Below are 18356 nucleotides of genomic sequence, written 5' to 3'. Positions count from 1 at the left end.
GCAGTATTTAAATAATGGACATTTTTCTGTCTGCAATAATGAAAAGAACAAAAAATATAAAAACAATCCTCTCTTGCATCTTAATATACCAGAGTCTGTCACGAACTCTGTCAATTTAATATACCGGCAATTTTATTTGCTTAAAAATAATTTAGTGATATGCCTGTAATGTTAATTCCAAAGTAACAATACAGGAAAATCAATTTTGGCAAAAACAAATTGCCAATCTTCGCTCTGATTTAAACATTAGGTTTGTATATTTGCCTCCATGCTAACAAAATCTATCGACGAGGAACTATTAGTGAAGGAACTGACCTTGGGAAGCCAGAAAGCTTTTCAGGTACTATTCATGCGCTATTATCCTAAGATCCGTGGTTTTGTATACGGTTTAGTTAAATCGGAGCAGGATGCAGAGGATATTTCCCAGGAAGTTTTCTCTAAAGTATGGGGGAACCGGGATAAGTTTGCCGATGTAAAGAACTTTGGCGCTTATCTATTCATCTTATCTAAAAATACCACTTTCAATTTTTTGGAAGCTCAACAAATACGTATCGAAAGATTAAAAGAAAAACCATTTGAAGAAGAGACCAATGACTCTCCGGATGAAGATTTAATAGCCAAGGATCTGCAGCTTTTGATCGATATGGTAGTAGAAAGCATGCCTCCACAGCGTAAATTGATCTATCAGTTGAGCCGTGAGATTGGATTGTCCAACCAGGAGATTGCCGAGAAATTACAATTAAGTAAGAAAACAGTTGAAAATCACCTGAATTTGGCGTTAAAAGAATTGAGAAAAGTTTTATTATATCTATTGATACTTTATTTGTGTTAAAATATTGGGGGCGAAATGCCCAAAAGGAGTCTTTATAATATAATGTTAAGGACAGAATGAGTTATATAAAAAAAATAGTTGATTATTTCTTTCATCATGACTTCTCGGAAGAGACGATAAGGAAAGTGCATCAACGATTGACAAAGGAAGATGATAGGCCGGAGGTAGACGATGCGCTGCTGTCGGTCTGGGATACTATGGGGTTCCCGGAGATGAACGAAAATCATTCAGAACAGGCTTTTTCTCAATTAAGCAGACAGTTAGGTTTCTCAGAACAAAAAGAACCCGTGCGGAAATCTTTACGGCCGATGTCATTTGTTATGAAACTGGCGGCTATATGGCTCTTACCGCTGATCATGCTTTCTTCTTCCGTTTATTTTTATTGGCAGGCAAATATAGCTAAAGATGCAGTAGCGGATGTTTTGCTGATCGAGCATTTTGTTCCGGCAGGCAAACGTGAACAGATCATTCTTCCGGACAGTAGTCGGGTTTGGTTGAACTCCGGTAGCGTATTGATTTATCCTTCTACTTTTATAGGACAGACACGTGATGTTTATCTGTCTGGTGAAGGTTATTTCGAGGTTGAAAAAAATACAGAACAACCTTTTATCGTGAAAGCCCGTACATTGAATGTAGAAGTATTGGGTACGCGCTTTAATATTCTCGCCTATCCGGAGGTAAAACAGATTGCAACCACACTTGAAGAAGGCTCCGTAAGGGTATGTCTGCAGGATAACGATAAGAAAGTATATCATCTGGTGCCCGATGAACAGTTGGTATATAATATAGACTCCGGAATAGCGGATATAAAACAGGTAGTCTCTGCTGATTATTCCGACTGGCGCGAAGGAGGTTTATTATTTGACAACTACTCTTTTTCGGATATCATCCGTATTTTGCAACGTACATACGGAGTAAATGTACATTTGCAGACATCTGTTTATAATAATAACAAAATAACGGTACATTTTAATAAGAATGAATCGTTGGAAAATATATTCATGCTTTTGAAGGAGTTAATTCCCGGACTTGAATATCGGATTGAAAATAAAGATATCTTTTTGAAATAGGCAAAAAGTATTTTTTTGCGATGTAATTAAAAAAAGTTTTAGTTTCGATTGGGTGCAACGTTTTTTCCATCTGTCATTATAGATGAGTACGCACTTAAAATCGTGTTATTGTTTAACTTTTTTAATTACATATGAAGAATAAACACAAATCCAGACGAATTGGAACCTATTGTCTGTGTTTTCTGATCGCAGGTTATCTGCAGATCAATGCACAAAAGGTCTCCTTTAATGAAGGAACAGTTTCGCTAAAGGAAGCGTTCCAGAAGATCGAAGCTTCATCCAAGTACAAAATTGCTTATAATGGTACGCAGTTGGATGTCAGCAAAAGGGTACAACTGAATCAAAAGAACGTAGAAGTATTGGATGTATTAAAGCAGATCTTGGCTGATACAGGGTATACTTATTCGATTAAAGGAGATTATGTTGTCATTTCCGCACCTGTTAAAAATGCAGTCAATCAGAAAGAAAAAACTGTAAAAGGAGTTATTGTCGATGAAACGGGCTTGCCTGTTATCGGTGCTAATGTAGTTGTTTCGGGAACTACAAGCGGAACCGTTACCGACTTTGACGGAAACTTCTCCTTGCAAGTTCCTGAAAACGGAATGCTGGAAATCTCTTATATCGGTTTCCTGACACAGCAAATCTCTTTAAAAGGAAAGAACGATTTCCGTATTACCCTGAAAGAAGATAGCCAGAAACTGGATGAAGTGGTGGTTGTCGGTTATGGAACCCGTTCACGCAAAAGTATCACCGGTTCGGTAGACCAGGTGAACAGCGAGATTTTCGAGAATCGTCCTGTAACCAATGCAACTCAGGCATTGCAGGGAGCTTCAGCCAACCTGGTTATCCAGAGCAAGAACATGAATCCGAATGACAACAGTATGAATATCAACATCCGTGGTGTCAGTACGATGGGTAACAACGATCCGCTGATCGTTATCGACGGTTTGATCTCCAGCTCTTCTACACTGAATAATCTGAACCCGAACGATATTGAGAATGTCTCTATCCTGAAAGATGCCGGTAGTGCAGCTATCTACGGTTCACGTTCAGCGAATGGTGTTATCCTTGTTACAACCAAGAAAGGATCTAAGGGAGGTAAACCTCAAGTTACATTTAACGGACAGGTCGGTATGCAGGACCCGCGTATTTTGTTCTCTCCGGTTGAAGGTTGGCAGAATGCCATGTTGAGAAACCAGGCAAATGTGAATGTAGGAAATGCCCCTCAATTTACCCCGACCGCTATTCGCGACTTATATGATCACCGCGACGAAGAAGAATGGCTGTACGATCAGATCATCCAGACAGGTCTTCAGCAGAACTACAACATTAATGTGTCGGGCGGTAGCGAGAATACAACATATATGGTATCGGCCAGCTACTTTAATCAGGAAAGTAACTTTAAGGGTAATTTCGGCATGGAACGTTATAACTTCCGTACGAACTTAAGCACGGAATACGGACGCTTCAAACTGACTTCACTGATGGCCTACAACCGCCGTAAGGACCGTACCGTTGCCGGTGGTACAGGTAATGCGATTATCAACTCTTCCCGCGTACCTTCTTACTACTATTATAAATTCATGGAAGGCGACAAATATCTGGTAAACGATATTGTAGGTGATGACAACCCGCTGGCATTGCTGCAGGATGGAGGTTATGAAAAGAAAGATGAGGATAATTTCATCGGTAGTATGAATCTCGACTTCAAGATCATGGAAGGGTTAAAAGCCACTGGTTTGATCGGTTTGGATCTTACGCAACATCATCGTTATCGCCGTGATAAGAAAGTACCTTTATATTCTTCTGCCGATCTGACAAATCCGGTATTGTATATGCATTCTAATACAATGACGGAAGACTATAATGAAAAACGATATACACTCAGTTCCCAGTTCCTGTTGAATTATGACCGTACATTTAAAGAAGCTCACCATGTAACAGCTTTGTTCGGTGCTTCTAACGAATCGTATACAAAGCAAGCCAGTCGTATTGCCTGGGAATATACAGACGAAGATCTGGGTTTACCGACAACAGACGACTCCGTGCAGAATAAAGAAAATAAGAACTCGAATAATGATACAGACCAGACAAGTATCACATCCGTATTCGGCCGTGTAGGTTATAGCTATATGGATAAATACTACGGAGATGTCTCTTTCCGTTATGACGGTTCTTCCAAGTTCGCTAAAGATCAGCGTTGGGGTTTCTTCCCCTCATTCTCTGCCGGATGGCGTTTGTCGGAAGAAGCTTTTATGGATACTTATAAGAGCAATATCGGCGATTTGAAACTGCGTGCTTCTTATGGTGTATTGGGTAATCAGAATGTAGATAATTATTCCTACCAGACGGTTTATTTGATAGAGAACAACCAGTTCGTATTCAATAACACCTCTATTGCCGGTACGAAAATTACGGATGGAAACTCTTTGTTAACCTGGGAAAAGTCTGCCAACTTCAATATCGGTGTGGATGCTACTTTCCTGAATGGTAATTTGTATGTATCTGCCGATTATTTCAATAAAAAAACAACCAATATCCTGTTGACTCCCGAAGTATCCACCATTTATGGAGGAACTACTGCTAAGGAAAATGCGGGCGAAATGAAAAACCAAGGTTGGGAGTTGACTGTCAACTATAAGCTAAATCATGGTGATTTTCACCATAATTTTAACTTCAATATTTCAGACTCTAAGAATAAGGTCACTGATTTTGGCGGTCAGGAACGTATCGACGGACTTGATGAGTTATACAAGCTGATCCGTGAAGGCGAATCGTTGGGATCTTATTATGGCTATAAAACCGACGGTTTGTTCCAGAGCTATGAAGAAATTGCTAACAGTGCACTGCCTGTAGGTAGTTCCGTTCAACCGGGAGATGTGAAATATGTCGATCAGAATGGTGATAAGGTTATTAATGAGAAAGACCGTGTCGTACTGGGAAATGCATTTCCTCGTTACACATTCGGTTTTACTTACAGTTTAGCCTGGAAAGGATTTGACTTGAACCTGATGTTGCAGGGTGTTGGAAAACGTTCTCAGTTCCTCCGTGGAGAGTTAATGGAACCATTCCATAGTAACTATTCATATTGTATCTATGAACATCAATTGGACTTCTGGACACCGACTAATCCGGACGCCCGTTGGCCGCGCCTGACAGCTCCAGGCTCTGCATCTGCTACTAACAATTGGAGCCTGGCCGGTGATAATCATATATTAAATGCGGCTTATCTGCGTGTAAAGAATATTCAGGTCGGATATACTTTGCCCAAATCATTGACTCAGAAATTCGGAGTTCAGAAACTACGTGTCAGTGTGAATACGGAAAACCCGCTGACTTTCTGTAAAAACTCATTTATCGATCCGGAATCGTCTGAATTTGGTAGTGATATGGGAGGTATTAGTGGTATCGGCGGTAATAGTGGCCGTAACTATCCGACGCTTACTTATTATGGGTTCGGTTTAGATATAGAATTTTAATACATCTGTTTATTATGAAAATGAATTTCTTAAAATATAGTACAGGTATTGCTTGTTTGGTACTCGCAACCTTTACATCATGTAATGATCTGGATTTGGCTCCGACCAATAAATTTACAGACTTGAACTATTGGACCTCCGAAGCAAAAGCCTCTGCCGTATTGAGCAAGGCTTATGGACAAATGATGTCGTCTGAGTATTTCTTCAAAGATGAAAAGCTATCCGACAACTTATATGAAGGTCGTGGCAGCTCAGATGAAAAATTGATTACTTCGGGCCAGGCTAATGCTGCATTAGGTCGTTTTTCAGAAGATTGGAAAAAATGTTATGAAGGAATTAAAACCTGCCATACTTTCCTTGAAAATGTAGATCGCGTTCCGAATATGGATGAGACATTGAAGAACAGGATGAAATCGGAAGCCCGTTTTATCCGTGCTTATCTGTTCTTCCGTTTGACCAACCATTACGGTGATGTTCCTTTGTTCGATTATGGATTGTCAATTGAAGAGGCAAATACAATAGCCCGTTCACCGAGAAGCGAAGTGCTCGATTTTGTTCGTACGGAACTGAACGATATTGTAAAGATGTTGCCAACCAAACAGCAATATACGGCAGCTGATAATGGCCGTATAACCCAGGGAGCTGCCATGACGTTACTGGCTCGTACCTATCTGTATGAAAGCGACTGGGAGAATGTCTCTTCTGTTTGTGAGAAAATTATCAATGGAGAATACGGCGAATATACCTTGTTCCCCAGCTACGAGGGATTGTTCCTGCCGGAAAATGAATACAACAGTGAAGTGATCCTGGATATGGGATATTTGCTGAACCTGAGAACATGGGCTGAAATGTACGACGCAATCCCGCTTTCCGTAGGCGGACGTATCAATGCATTTGCACCTACCCAGGAACTGGTGGACGATTACCTGATGAAGAATGGTAAAGCGATCAATGAAGCCGGTTCAGGCTATAAGGAAGATGATCCTTATATAAACAGAGACCCTCGCTTTAAAGCTACGATCGTTTATCATGGATATCAGTGGACAGATGGTAAAGGCGTAACCTCTACTATCTACATTAAACCGGGTTCTTCTGCGGATGCCGGTGTCGCTAACCTGGATGAATATGCAGGCCCCGGGCAGAACTCGACAGGTACCGGATACTATATCCGCAAATATTTCGATCCGACTGCTCCGGAAGGACTTGCAGCAGGACTGAATATTATGCTGATGCGTTATGCAGATGTTTTATTGATGTATGCTGAGGCTAAAACAGAGTTAGGCCAGATGAACGAAGCTGTCTGGAACAAGACGATCAAACCTCTTCGTGAACGTGCCGGATTTACCGATGCATCCGCCCTGAATTATCCTGCTTCTGGTAATATGCAGTCGATCGTTCGCCGTGAACGTCGTTGCGAACTTGCCATCGAAGGCTTGCGGATATATGATATCCGTCGTTGGAAAACCATCGAAACCGTATTGAATGGTCGTCCTCACGGAGCTAAATTCGCAGCCGATAACACACAATATATTGAGTTGGATGCCCGTAAGTTCAGTAAAGACAGGGATTACTTGTTCGCTATTCCGCAGTCACAACGGGATATTAACAAGAACCTGACTCAGAATCCGGGATATTAATCAAATTATAAATCTAATTACTCAGAAAAAGATATGAAAGCAATATCTATAACATATGCGATGCTCTTTTCTTTCATCCTGACTTTTACTGCCTGTAGCAGTGACGGCGAAGTGAGAGATCTGGGCGTGACCGCAGTAAAAACATTATACGAACCGGATAACGGTAAGTCAGTCGTTCTGCAACCATCAGCATCCGCTTCTTTATATTTCGAATGGGAACCCTCTTTAGCCGAAGACGGCGGAGTAGTGTTGTATGAAGTAGTCTTCGATAAGGTAGACGGCGATTTCTCGGACCCTGTTTATATTTCTACGGCAGACAATAATGGTGGTAGTAATCATGCAACAATTACACATAAACAATTAAACCAGATCGCCGCTTTGGCCGGTATCGAGTCTGCTGCCCAGGGAACATTGAAGTGGACGGTATATGCCTCTAAAGGTATCGATCCCGTAAGGGCAGAAGAGGAACGTACGCTGACTCTTACCCGCCTGGCAGGATTCGCCGAAGTGCCGAGCCAGTTGTATATCACTGGTGAAGCTACGGAAGTGGGAGCCGATCTGGACAAAGCGATGGTTATGAAGAAGGTTGCCGACGGTGAATTCGAAGTATTCATTAAACTTACAGAAGGCAAATCATTCAAGTTCGTTAGTGCCAATACAGGAACTCCGACCGAATATTCATTGAACGGTGAGAAATTGGTTGAAGGCGGTAGCATTACAGCGGCTAAGACAGGTATCTATAAATATTACATCGATTTCAATGCCGGTTCGTTTACCTCTAAAGAAGTAACCAAAGTAAAATGGTTCCTGAACTGGTCGCAGAAAGAGATCGAACTCGATTACCAGGGACTTGGAGTCTGGGCATTGAACGGTTACACGGTTACTGGTTTGACGGACAGTGATAATACAGACGACCGGTATAAGTTCAGAATGGAAAGCTCCGATGGAGAAACCGAATGGAGAGCTGCCATCAATAACGACAGCAAGCCGACCGGAAACGATGAGTATTATTATATGACGGAAAAGGCGAATGTAGAACAGTGGACGAACAATGAAGTCTGGAAAACTCCGGCTACCGATGGTTGGAGCGATAAAACATATGATATTACATTCTCTTTGAATACGCAAGGTGAATATACTCATAATTTAGTAATCAAATAAAAAGGAAGAATTATGAAAGCGATATTTAAAAAACTGATGCTTGTCAGCTCTGTTGCGCTGGTATTCATGGGATGTAATGATAATATGGGAGACACTGACGGTCGTCTGGCAAGTGTGAATACATTGCTCGAACCTACGGACGGCAAATCGGTTGTACTGGAAGCTTCCGCATCGGCAAGTGTCTATTTTGAATGGAAAGCAGCCAGTGTGGAAGAAGCCGGTACGGCTCTTTATCAGATTGCTTTTGATAAAGCGGACGGTGACTTTTCAAAACCTGTTTATGTGGTGTCTGCTAATAACAACGGGTACAACAATTTTGCAACCGTTACACATAAACTGTTGAACCAGATTGCCGGTAAAGTAGGTATTAAACCTGCCGATACAGGTACTTTCAAATGGACTGTATTTTCTACCAAAGGAATGCAAAGCATGAAATCGAGTGTGGAAAACAAGATCACAGTTACCCGCCTGGCTGGATTTGAAGATGTTCCTATCGATGTATATGTAACCGGTGAAGCTTCCGAAGGCGGTGCAGACCTGGCAAAAGCACATAAAATGAAAGCAGTAGCAGGTGGCGAATTTGAAGTCTATACGAAGCTGGCAGCCGGTAAATCATTCAATTTTACTGACGGCAAATCAGGGACGACAAGAGTGTTCTATACAGCCGATGGTGTTATTAAGGAAAATGGAACGACAACAGTTCCTAAGGATGGTATCTACCGGATTACATTAGATTTTAACACCGGTGCTTGTACTTATACATTGGTAAATAAGATCGGTTTCTATTTCTGTCCGAATGATGAAATCCTGTTTGAACTGCCTTACGTCGGTTATGGTGTATTCCAGACAAAGGCAACCGTGAACTTCAAGGAAGAAAGCTGGGGTAAAGACGAACGTTATAAGTTCAGAATGTTTATCCAGGAAAATAATGGTGCCGATGCAGAGAAAGAAGTCGACTGGGGAACATTGAACCAGACCGACTCACGTCCGACGGCATCCAGCCCGGAAACGTATTACTACCTGCAAATGTTTAATGAGACTTCTCAGTGGGAAAATAAGTGGAAGCTGATGGGAGACTTTGATGGTGTTCCGGCAACTTATACTATTTATCTGACAGCTGATCGGCCTTATACACATACGATAGTTAAATAATCCAGAGTGAAAGACAAGAAGATCCGGAAATTTCTGGTACAATAAAAGAGGTTTACCTCATTTCCGGTTCTTCTTTTTTACTTGAGTAAAGATAATAACATGAAGAATATTCTCCTTTTCTTATTTCTTCCCCTTTTATTGGGTGCATGTGGTGGTGACGACAATAATCCGGTGAGCCCGGATGAAGGTGAAGGTATCAACTGGTATGCCGCTGCCGATAGCAGTACCACAGCATTGGTCAACTCTTTCTGGAATACCGGAGGACAGTATTTTAATTATGACAGTAACGGGAATGAGACCTTCCATTACTGGCCTCAGGCCCACGCATTGGATGTGTTGGTAGATGCCAGCCTGCGTACCGGAGATACGAAGTACAAGACTTATTTCGATCAATGGATTGAAGGTGTAAAGGTAAAGAACGGTAACACTTTCAGGAATGACTTTTATGATGACATGGAGTGGAATGCACTGGCTATCCTTCGTGCCTATCAGGTCACTAAAGATCAGAAGTACAAAGAAGCGGCCTTGCAGATCTGGGAGTATATCAAAGTCGGCTGGAACATGAATGCCGGTGGAGGTATTACTTGGGTAAAAGGGCAGGAGTACAGTAAAAATGCCTGTTCGAACGGTCCGGCCTGTATCTTGGCAGCCCGTCTGTTTCAGGAATTCGGAAACGAAGCCGATAAAGAATGGGCTCTTAAGATATATAACTGGGAGAAAAGTACCTTGTTCAACAGCAAAAACGGGATGGTGTATGATAATATAAACAGTAATACCGGAGAGATACAGAAAGATTGGATATTTACTTACAACGAAGGTACATTCATCGGTTCGGCAGTAGAATTGTATAAGATCTTAGGAGAAAAAAGCTATCTGAACGATGCCGTTTTAGCGGCTGATTATACAATCAGCACGTTAGTGAATAATTCTATCCTCAAAGACGAAGGATCAGGGGATGGAGGATTATTTAAAGGGATTTTTATTCGTTATTTTGTAGAACTGATCCAACAGGATCGTTTGGATGTTGGGGCTAAACGACGTTATACGCAATTTCTGAACGTAAATGCAGAAGCGCTTTGGATGCGGGGGACAAATAAATCGAATGTTTTATTCGGAACCAATTGGGGGACGGCCCCGGGAGCGTCTACCGGGTTGACCGAGCAGTTAAGCGGTTGTATGCTGATCGAAGCAGCAGCACTATTAAATAATAAATAACATGAAAAACTATTTTTTAGCGGGTTTCCTGTCATTAGCCTTTATGGTAAATTGCCAGCCCGATAAACGACTGACAAATTATGTGAATCCTTTCCTGGGGACGGCAACCCTTTGGGAAACGAAAGATTTAGGGTACGAACGTCACCTGAAGACGAGAACCTGGGGAGCGGAAGTCTTTCCCGGCTCTTCCGTCCCGAATGCGATGGTTCAGTTGAGCCCCGTCACCCAGTTTCGTAGCGGAGCCGGTTACCAGTATGAAGATACCGTTATCTATGGTTTCTCGCATACTAACAAAGGACATTGGAACTTATTACACCTTCCGATCCTACCGGTGACGGGCGATATCTCTTCCGACGATTATGCTTCAAAATACAGTCATACCAACGAATCGGCCCGCCCCGGATATTATCAGGTATTTTTGGAGAGATACGGAGTCAATGCAGAGCTGACCTCTACGCTTCGTTGCGCTTATCATAAATATACTTTCCGTTCGGAAGACGATAAGAAAGTATTGGTCGATATTACACGTACGAACAACGGAGTGAGAGACTGGAGCATTCAGAAAGTGGACGATTATACCTTCTCTGGTAATCAGGATGCGGAAGGAAATATCCGTTTCTATGCCGTTTCTAACTATAAGATCGATAATATCGAACAGGTGAAGAACGGTGAACACGAGGTTTCGGTCGTCAACTTTGCCGACAGCAAAGGAAACAAGCCCCTGGAACTAAAGATCGGTTTCTCTTTCGTAAGCGTCGATAATGCAAAGATGAACCTGGAAAAGGAGATGATGAATAAAAGCTTCGCACAGGTTAGCGGAGAGGCTGATAAGATCTGGGAAAAGCTGTTGTCTAATATAGAAGTGACAGGCGGTACGGAACGTGAGAAGGGTATTTTTTATTCCTGCCTTTATCGTTCTTTCCTCTGGCCGGTGTTGCGTAGCGATGTGAACGGGGAATATACGGATGTGAAGGGCGATGTGGTAAATAATGGTTTCTGTTATTATACTGACCCGTCTTTCTGGGACGATTACCGCAATAAGTTGATCTTACTGGGAATGATCTCTCCGGATGTAACGGTAGACGTGATCAAATCGATTACCGATAAAGGGGAAAAGCGTGGTGGCTATATGCCGACCTTCTTCCACGGCGATCATGCTTCTGCTTTTGTAGCCGGTAACTATCTGCGCGGATTGAAAGACTTCGATCTGAAACGTGCCTATAAATTATTGGTGAACAATGCGACTGTTCCGGGAAAAGGCGGCAGGCCGTATCTGGACGAATATATCGAACAAGGCTGGATAGCAGAAAAGGATACGACCGATGTTCCTACCTGGGATGAATACAAAGCGGCAGTAACAAAAACCGTTGAATATGCCTACGACGACTATGCAACCGCCCTGTTAGCAAAAGAACTAGGTGATGACAGTACATATAAGACTTTGATGGATCGTACCGATAACTATAAGAACCTGTTTGATCCGAGTACCGGTTTCTGGCGTGGAAAGATAGCCGATGGCAGTTGGATCAAAGATTTCGATCCGTATTATCCTTATTATGCCTATATGTATCGTGAAGCGAATGCTTGGCAGTCTTTGTTCTTCGCTCCCCATGATCCGGAAGGTATGATTGCCCTTTATCCCAGCAAAAAGGCCGTTGAACAGAAGCTCGACTCACTCTTTACCGAGCCTTGGAGAAACTATGAAGCGCACAATTTGACCGGTTTCATCGGTAATTATTGCCAGGGTAACCAGCCCGGACATAGTATTCCTTATACTTATTACTTTATCGATAAGCAGGAAAAGGCACAATGTGTGCTGGATAGTATCATGAATCATTATTATGATATGGGTAAGGACAAACTGGCTTATTCTGGAATGGATGACGCCGGTGAGATGTCTTCCTGGTATGTCTTCAACGCAATCGGTTTATACACCTATTCGCCGGCAGATCCGGAATATATTGTAACTGTTCCTTTGTTCGACCAGGTGAAATTTATGCTGGGCGATAAAACCCGGTTCATAATCGTTAAAAAGGGCAACGGCCAAAAGATAACGGATATCTCTTACGACGGTCGGAAGATCGATGGTTGGTTTATCTCGCACGATTTATTGAAGCAGGGAAAACAGTTGACGATCACTACCGAATAAAACCTGCTTCCTTTTGCACCAAAAGCTGCCGTCCTTTTTTCAAAAAGCCCGGCAGCTTTTTTCTATTAGGTAGGCAGCAATAAAATAGGGCCCGGCGGCTGTAAAAAATGCCTTTGTTAGATAAGCCCCTTTATCTGGTCGGCAGTCTGGTACTCTATGGTGGAGTAGAGTAGTTGCTGGAGCATTCCGAATTGATCTTGGGAATAGCTGCGAGCTATCATTCCGTTATTGATATGGTGGATATAGTCGCAGCCGGAAGTCAATGTTTCGAAAACATGCGAAGTAACCAGTACTGTTTTCCCTTTCTCCCGGAGTTGTTGCAGGATAAGCGTGAGTATATGTGCACTTTCCAGATCTAATCCGTTGAAAGGCTCATCCAAGATCAGAATAGGCTTATCCGGTTTGAGAACACCTAATAGAGCCAGTTTCTTTTTCATTCCCGTTGAATAGTTTTCCGTGATATCATTCAGCGGGATATTGAACAGTTTCTGCCAGTTATCTACTTGAAAGCCATTTTCCCCTGCAGGGAAAAGATCCAGGTATTCGCGGCCTGTCATATAAGGATAGAAATAGTTTTCGGCTTCCAGATAGGCAATATCCCGTCTGTGCAAAGGATTGTCATTATACAGGATAGAACCTTTCACCGGACGGATAAATCCGTAAAGCGTATTCAGCAAGGTTGTTTTACCTGCACCGTTTAAACCGACAATACCGTGTATTTTACCCGATTCCATCGATAGGGTGATCCCTTTCAGTATCAGTGATTGCTTCTTATATTCTACTTGTAAGTTACGGATTGTAAGCATATAAATAAGTTTTTAAATTCCGGCAGGCCGCCAGATAATTTCTGATCAGGAAAAACAGGATAACGGGCAAAAGTACTGGCAGGAACATACTCAGCATGGCTATTGCAATAGGAATCTGCCCTGCTGTAATCTTGCTGTTTGGCCAGTAATAGGCATATTTCGTTGTTATGAATAACAGGATATTCAATGAGATTGCTACCAGAAAGGTGAGTGTAAGCCACCAGTGTTCAGGATATATCAACACATATACCAGACAGACAGGTAATATTGCACATAAGAATAATTTCAGATTCAATGCCAGTTTCCGGTGCAGAAAGCTTCTTGCGGGCCTCTCCATATAAAAGAGTATCTGTTGGGATTCCGAATAGCGGAACATTTCGGAGAAGAAAACCGTGAAAAACCAGAGTGAAGCTAATGAAGCAAAAGGCAATAACAAGCCGATCCAGGCACTGATATAAAGAACCATCAGCAAACCACCGTATTGTCGTATTCCCGAACGTATTTCAAAGGCTTCTGCAGGTATCCATCGGGGAGGAGCTACACCCTGTTTTGTACGGTGAAAAGGCTGTTTTAGGAAACTTATTCCCAGACATCCGAACAGAATGCCGAGAGCAATATACCAGTAAGCATGTAGTAGTATAATAATGAGGGCAGGGAAGGAGAGCAGGAGATAATCCATATAAAATACCTTCCATGCCTTTTCTTCCGCAAGGAAAATAAAATGATAATCTTTCCGGTTCAGTTGTAGCAAAGATAAAAGAGCCAGTAACACGGTTCCGGCAATTAAACACCCTTTCAACTCTTTTGTGAGTTCGTACAAAGCAATCCCGGCTATCAGTAAAATACCTGTCAGTATGATCAGATAGATAACAGGTATCTCACGGATAAACTTTCCGAACTGACGGAGCCGGAAACGAAGGAATGCACTGTTCATATACAGGTGTTTAAAATGTCCGAAACAAATGTAGGGAATTTTTATTTATTACTTTTAAAAGTAAAAACGAATTCCTGCATCGATGGTAAAGCGGAAAATACCGGATCGTTCGTCATCTGAAGTATTGTAGTTCGTATCCTGTTTAGGCAGGGAACCTCCGACGTATCCTATATTGGCACCAATACCGATATGATTACTCAACAGATATTCCGCTCCAAACAAAAAGTTGTATCCGAGGCCGGATAATGAGGCGCTTTCTCCTTTATAGGACTCCCGGTAGCTGAAGTAACCTAGTCCGACGCTTTCACGCAATTGCCATTTCTCACTGACCTTCTGTTTAAGTACGAACTGAGGAGCAATGTACGTAAGACCTACATTGATCGTATTGCTCGATATATCGTATGATGATTTGTAGCCGGAATATAACAAACCACAGCCAAAACCGCTTTTTGAAACCCATTCATACCCGATTTGCCAGTCTAAACCGCTTTTAGGATTTCCGGAAGCTCCCGATGGTAAATAGAATTTACTTGTTATCCCGGCATATCCGATATTGGCATAGATGGTGTTTGTTGTGGGACGCATTCTTCTTTCTTTCTCTGTTCGTATCTCCTTCGCTTCGATAAATGAGTTTGGTTGGTAACTATCGATTACCGTATCACTTATATTGAGCATCATTCCTGCTATCTGATGGCAGCTGCTTCCCCAGATAGACGGTTCTTTATGGTCGGTAAGTGCCAGCGCATTTCCGCCATTTTTGGATGTTTCTTTCTTGGCCAGTGCCAGTACCTGGTCATAATTACATTTTGTAGAGGCACCATTATCTACTACGGATACTTTTCCGATTACCTCTGCCGTATTCGGTACTGTATCATTTACTTCATATAAGAGTACGTTTTCAGGAGGTGTCGTCACCGGATAAACTTTAACGATATCTGTTATAACTTTGGGTGCACAACTGGTTAAAACAAAAAGGGTAAACACGGATAACAGGTTTCTAATAGTTTTCATTTTGTTATAAGATTATTGTTTTCTAATATAAGTCTTTATTGTTTCTGTAAACGTTAAGTTCATTTTTTTGTTGTATCCAACGGATATTATCCCTATATTTCGGCTATGAAACCATACCTTTCATTATCAATGCTTATCCTATACATATCTATCAAACAAACGGAATATTTTAGTGGCCGATAATTATCAGCCGTATGGTTTATAATCATCAGCCATACGGTTGACAATTGTCGGCCAATCGGTTGAGGGTTATCAACCGTTGATTAGTCGCCGTACTAATTCAAATTAGTACGTAGGGTAAATGCAAATACATAGGCAGGAAATTTGTATTCGATATATTTATTATCTTTGCCAGTCAATGAGCAAGAATATGGAAGACGATTTTGATATAAGGGATAGCCGTATGCCGGAAAGTGAGCGTGAGTATGAGAATGCACTTCGCCCGCTTTCATTTCATGATTTCAGCGGACAGGCCAAAGTGGTTGAAAATCTGAAGATATTTGTGATGGCGGCCCGTATGCGTAAAGAAGCATTGGATCATGTGTTGCTGCATGGCCCTCCCGGGTTAGGTAAAACTACTTTGTCGAATATTATAGCTAATGAACTGGGAGTCGGCTTTAAAGTTACTTCCGGGCCGGTGCTGGATAAACCCGGTGATTTGGCGGGGGTGTTGACTTCGCTGGAAAAGGATGATGTTCTTTTTATCGATGAAATCCATCGGTTGAGTCCGATTGTCGAGGAATATCTTTATTCGGCAATGGAGGATTACCGGATCGATATTATGATCGATAAAGGGCCGAGTGCCCGTTCCATCCAGATAGACCTGGCTCCTTTTACACTGGTTGGTGCAACGACCCGTAGCGGTTTGCTGACCAGCCCGTTGCGTGCCCGCTTCGGGATCAATATGCACCTGGAATATTATGAGATGGAGACGTTGACGAAGATTGTGCTTCGTAGTGCCGATATCCTCAATGTGAAATGCGAGTTGAGTGCAGCCAAAGAGATTGCTTCCCGCAGCCGTGGAACGCCTCGTATTGCCAATGCATTACTTCGCCGCGTACGTGATTTTGCACAGGTGAAAGGTTCGGGCGAAATAGACAAGGCAATTTCTTGTTATGCTTTGGAAGCATTAAATATTGACCGTTATGGTCTGGATCAGATTGATAATAAATTACTGACAACAATAATTGATAAATTCAACGGTGGCCCGGTCGGCCTGACAACGATTGCGACAGCCTTAGGTGAAGACCCCGGTACATTGGAAGAAGTATACGAACCTTTCCTGATCAAAGAAGGGTTTATCAAACGAACACCACGGGGACGTGAGGTCACCGACCTTGCCTATACACATCTCGGACGGAAAAGGGGCGAAGAACAAGGATTTTTATTTGACTGAAAAAGTTATGGCTGGAGGAATGAAACGGCTCGCAGGAGAGACTGCGATTTATGGCGTTAGTAGTATTGTCGGAAAGTTCCTGAACTGGATGCTGGTGCCGATGTATACGCGGGTGTTGGCAACAGAAAGTGATTTCGGGATCGTAACGAATCTATATGCCTGGACGGCACTACTGATGGTCATACTTACTTATGGGATGGAAACGGGGTTTTTCCGTTTTATGAACAAGAAAGAGATCACTCTTCCCATGCGGGTCTATGCAACGACATTGTTCAGCATTGCTTCAACCTCTGTCCTGTTTTTAGTTATTGTTTTTAATGCACTGAATCCGATCAGCGGTTCACTGGGATATGCTTCTAATCCGGAGTTTGTCGGGATGATGGCCGGAATTGTTGCGGTAGACGCCTTTTGTTGTATCCCGTTTGCTTTTTTGAGATATCAGGGGAAGGCGATTCGCTTTGCATCCATCAAGTTGTTCAATATATTCCTGAATATAATATTAGTCCTTTTCTTTTTAATCGCCTGTCCGTGGCTGGCCGAGCATGCTCCGCTTTTGGTGGACTGGTTCTATATTCCGGATTATCAGGTGGGATATATCTTTATTGCTAATGTTATAACTTCTGCGGTCACATTCATCCTGCTTATTCCGGACATGGTTCCGGGCTTGCGTGAGAAAGCCAGTTTCGTACTACTCCGTCAGATGATCAGGTATTCTTTCCCTATATTGATCCTGGGAATCGCCGGTATTTTCAATCAAACGGCCGATAAGATCTTGTTTCCGTTTCTGTTTGAGGATAAAGAGCTGGCAAATACACAATTAGGAATATATGGTGCCTGCTTTAAGATTGCGGTTGTGTTGGTCATGTTTACCCAGGCTTTCCGCTATGCCTACGAGCCGTTTATCTTTGCAAAGAACAAAGACGACGACAGTAAAAAGTCTTATTCGGAAGCGATGAAATATTTCATTATCTTCGCATTGATCATTTTCCTGGGGGTAATGTTCTATATCGATATCCTGAAACATTTTGTAGCGGCGGCCTATTATCCGGGTTTGCGTGTCGTCCCCATTGTCATGCTGGGAGAACTGTTCTTCGGAATCTATTTTAACCTGTCGTTCTGGTATAAACTGATCGATCAGACCCAGTGGGGGGCCTATTTTTCTACGATAGGATGTGTTGCTACGATCCTGATAATTGTCCTGTTTGCTCCGACATACGGATATATGGCTTGTGCCTGGGCCTCTTTCGCAAGCAACCTTATTATGATGGCGCTTTCATATATTATCGGGCAGAAAAAATTTCCGATCCAATATGATATTAAATCGGCTGTGATCTATTCCGTTTTGGCAGCAGCATTCTATCTGGCCGGCATGCTACCCGCGATTGAATCGGAGATTTTGCGTCTGGGTTACCGTACGTTGTTGCTTTGCATTTTTGTCGGCATTGTGATCAAACGAGATCTTCCGTTGCAGGAACTACCTTATGTAGGACGTTATTTCGCCAAAAAGAAATAGT

General features: G+C 42.4%; 13 protein-coding genes. 10 read left to right on the top strand and 3 right to left on the bottom strand.

From position 1 onward, the window contains the following. Positions 1–268: 268 nt before the first annotated feature. The 8 genes from HMPREF1212_RS20785 (at position 269) to HMPREF1212_RS20750 (ending at position 12695) form a co-directional block, all read left to right on the top strand. Entirely contained in the window at positions 269–832 is a 564-nt protein-coding gene (locus tag HMPREF1212_RS20785) for an RNA polymerase sigma-70 factor (RefSeq protein ID WP_028730091.1), read from the top strand. A gap of 56 nt (positions 833–888) precedes the next feature. Beyond that, a complete protein-coding gene (locus HMPREF1212_RS20780) occupies positions 889–1902 on the top strand; it encodes a FecR family protein (protein WP_028730092.1) in 1014 nt (337 codons plus the stop codon). A 131-nt stretch (positions 1903–2033) separates the two neighbouring features. Then, the gene (locus HMPREF1212_RS20775; RefSeq protein WP_046150932.1) at positions 2034–5381 is read left to right on the top strand and encodes a TonB-dependent receptor; all 3348 of its coding nucleotides are present in this window, start codon (positions 2034–2036) and stop codon (positions 5379–5381) included. A 14-nt stretch (positions 5382–5395) separates the two neighbouring features. Continuing rightward, a complete protein-coding gene (locus HMPREF1212_RS20770; protein WP_046150931.1) occupies positions 5396–7018 on the top strand; it encodes a RagB/SusD family nutrient uptake outer membrane protein in 1623 nt (540 codons plus the stop codon). 33 nt (positions 7019–7051) lie between these two features. Then, entirely contained in the window at positions 7052–8179 is a 1128-nt protein-coding gene (locus HMPREF1212_RS20765; RefSeq protein ID WP_046150930.1) for a SusE domain-containing protein, read from the top strand. A gap of 12 nt (positions 8180–8191) precedes the next feature. Further along, complete coding sequence (locus tag HMPREF1212_RS20760) at positions 8192–9331, top strand: SusE domain-containing protein (protein ID WP_046150929.1); 1140 nt, start codon at positions 8192–8194, stop codon at positions 9329–9331. Positions 9332–9430: 99 nt separating this feature from the next. Beyond that, positions 9431–10546 carry a glycoside hydrolase family 76 protein gene (locus HMPREF1212_RS20755; protein WP_046150928.1) on the top strand — a complete coding sequence of 372 codons (1116 nt, stop codon included), beginning with the start codon at positions 9431–9433 and terminating at the stop codon, positions 10544–10546. Position 10547: 1 nt separating this feature from the next. Beyond that, complete coding sequence (locus HMPREF1212_RS20750) at positions 10548–12695, top strand: GH92 family glycosyl hydrolase (protein WP_046150927.1); 2148 nt, start codon at positions 10548–10550, stop codon at positions 12693–12695. Between the two features lie 116 nt (positions 12696–12811). On the opposite strand, the gene HMPREF1212_RS20745 is transcribed toward HMPREF1212_RS20750, so the two are convergent. Genes HMPREF1212_RS20745 through HMPREF1212_RS20735 form a run of 3 tightly spaced genes read right to left on the bottom strand, consistent with a single transcriptional unit; the run spans position 12812 to position 15446 of the window. Further along, positions 12812–13501 carry an ABC transporter ATP-binding protein gene (locus HMPREF1212_RS20745; RefSeq protein WP_046150926.1) on the bottom strand — a complete coding sequence of 230 codons (690 nt, stop codon included), beginning with the start codon at positions 13499–13501 and terminating at the stop codon, positions 12812–12814. Then, positions 13485–14435 (bottom strand): hypothetical protein, encoded by a 951-nt coding sequence (locus HMPREF1212_RS20740; protein ID WP_046150925.1) that lies wholly within the window; start codon positions 14433–14435, stop codon positions 13485–13487. The genes HMPREF1212_RS20745 and HMPREF1212_RS20740 overlap by 17 nt, the downstream gene beginning before the upstream one ends. Positions 14436–14489: 54 nt before the next feature. Next, positions 14490–15446, bottom strand: a complete 957-nt coding sequence (locus tag HMPREF1212_RS20735) for an outer membrane beta-barrel protein (protein ID WP_046150924.1) — start codon at positions 15444–15446, stop codon at positions 14490–14492. Positions 15447–15816: 370 nt separating this feature from the next. On the opposite strand from HMPREF1212_RS20735, the gene ruvB reads away from it, so the two are divergent. After that, positions 15817–16842 carry a Holliday junction branch migration DNA helicase RuvB gene (ruvB, locus tag HMPREF1212_RS20730; protein WP_028730102.1) on the top strand — a complete coding sequence of 342 codons (1026 nt, stop codon included), beginning with the start codon at positions 15817–15819 and terminating at the stop codon, positions 16840–16842. A 7-nt stretch (positions 16843–16849) separates the two neighbouring features. Next, positions 16850–18355, top strand: coding sequence for a lipopolysaccharide biosynthesis protein (locus HMPREF1212_RS20725; protein ID WP_046151269.1), 1506 nt, complete (start codon positions 16850–16852; stop codon positions 18353–18355). Position 18356: the final 1 nt, after the last annotated feature.

The sequence above is a fragment of the Parabacteroides sp. HGS0025 genome (assembly GCF_000969845.1).
Taxonomy (GTDB): Bacteria; Bacteroidota; Bacteroidia; order Bacteroidales; family Tannerellaceae; genus Parabacteroides; species Parabacteroides gordonii.
The sequence above is the reverse complement of the archived record's forward strand: the minus strand, read 5'-3'. Positions and strand labels throughout refer to the sequence as shown.

Coding starts and splice junctions, on each gene's coding strand:
- HMPREF1212_RS20785 (WP_028730091.1), top strand. CDS start 269: ATGCTAACAAAATCTATCGACGAGGAACTATTAGTGAAGGAACTGACC.
- HMPREF1212_RS20780 (WP_028730092.1), top strand. CDS start 889: ATGAGTTATATAAAAAAAATAGTTGATTATTTCTTTCATCATGACTTC.
- HMPREF1212_RS20775 (WP_046150932.1), top strand. CDS start 2,034: ATGAAGAATAAACACAAATCCAGACGAATTGGAACCTATTGTCTGTGT.
- HMPREF1212_RS20770 (WP_046150931.1), top strand. CDS start 5,396: ATGAAAATGAATTTCTTAAAATATAGTACAGGTATTGCTTGTTTGGTA.
- HMPREF1212_RS20765 (WP_046150930.1), top strand. CDS start 7,052: ATGAAAGCAATATCTATAACATATGCGATGCTCTTTTCTTTCATCCTG.
- HMPREF1212_RS20760 (WP_046150929.1), top strand. CDS start 8,192: ATGAAAGCGATATTTAAAAAACTGATGCTTGTCAGCTCTGTTGCGCTG.
- HMPREF1212_RS20755 (WP_046150928.1), top strand. CDS start 9,431: ATGAAGAATATTCTCCTTTTCTTATTTCTTCCCCTTTTATTGGGTGCA.
- HMPREF1212_RS20750 (WP_046150927.1), top strand. CDS start 10,548: ATGAAAAACTATTTTTTAGCGGGTTTCCTGTCATTAGCCTTTATGGTA.
- HMPREF1212_RS20745 (WP_046150926.1), bottom strand. CDS start 13,501: ATGCTTACAATCCGTAACTTACAAGTAGAATATAAGAAGCAATCACTG.
- HMPREF1212_RS20740 (WP_046150925.1), bottom strand. CDS start 14,435: ATGAACAGTGCATTCCTTCGTTTCCGGCTCCGTCAGTTCGGAAAGTTT.
- HMPREF1212_RS20735 (WP_046150924.1), bottom strand. CDS start 15,446: ATGAAAACTATTAGAAACCTGTTATCCGTGTTTACCCTTTTTGTTTTA.
- ruvB (WP_028730102.1), top strand. CDS start 15,817: ATGGAAGACGATTTTGATATAAGGGATAGCCGTATGCCGGAAAGTGAG.
- HMPREF1212_RS20725 (WP_046151269.1), top strand. CDS start 16,850: ATGGCTGGAGGAATGAAACGGCTCGCAGGAGAGACTGCGATTTATGGC.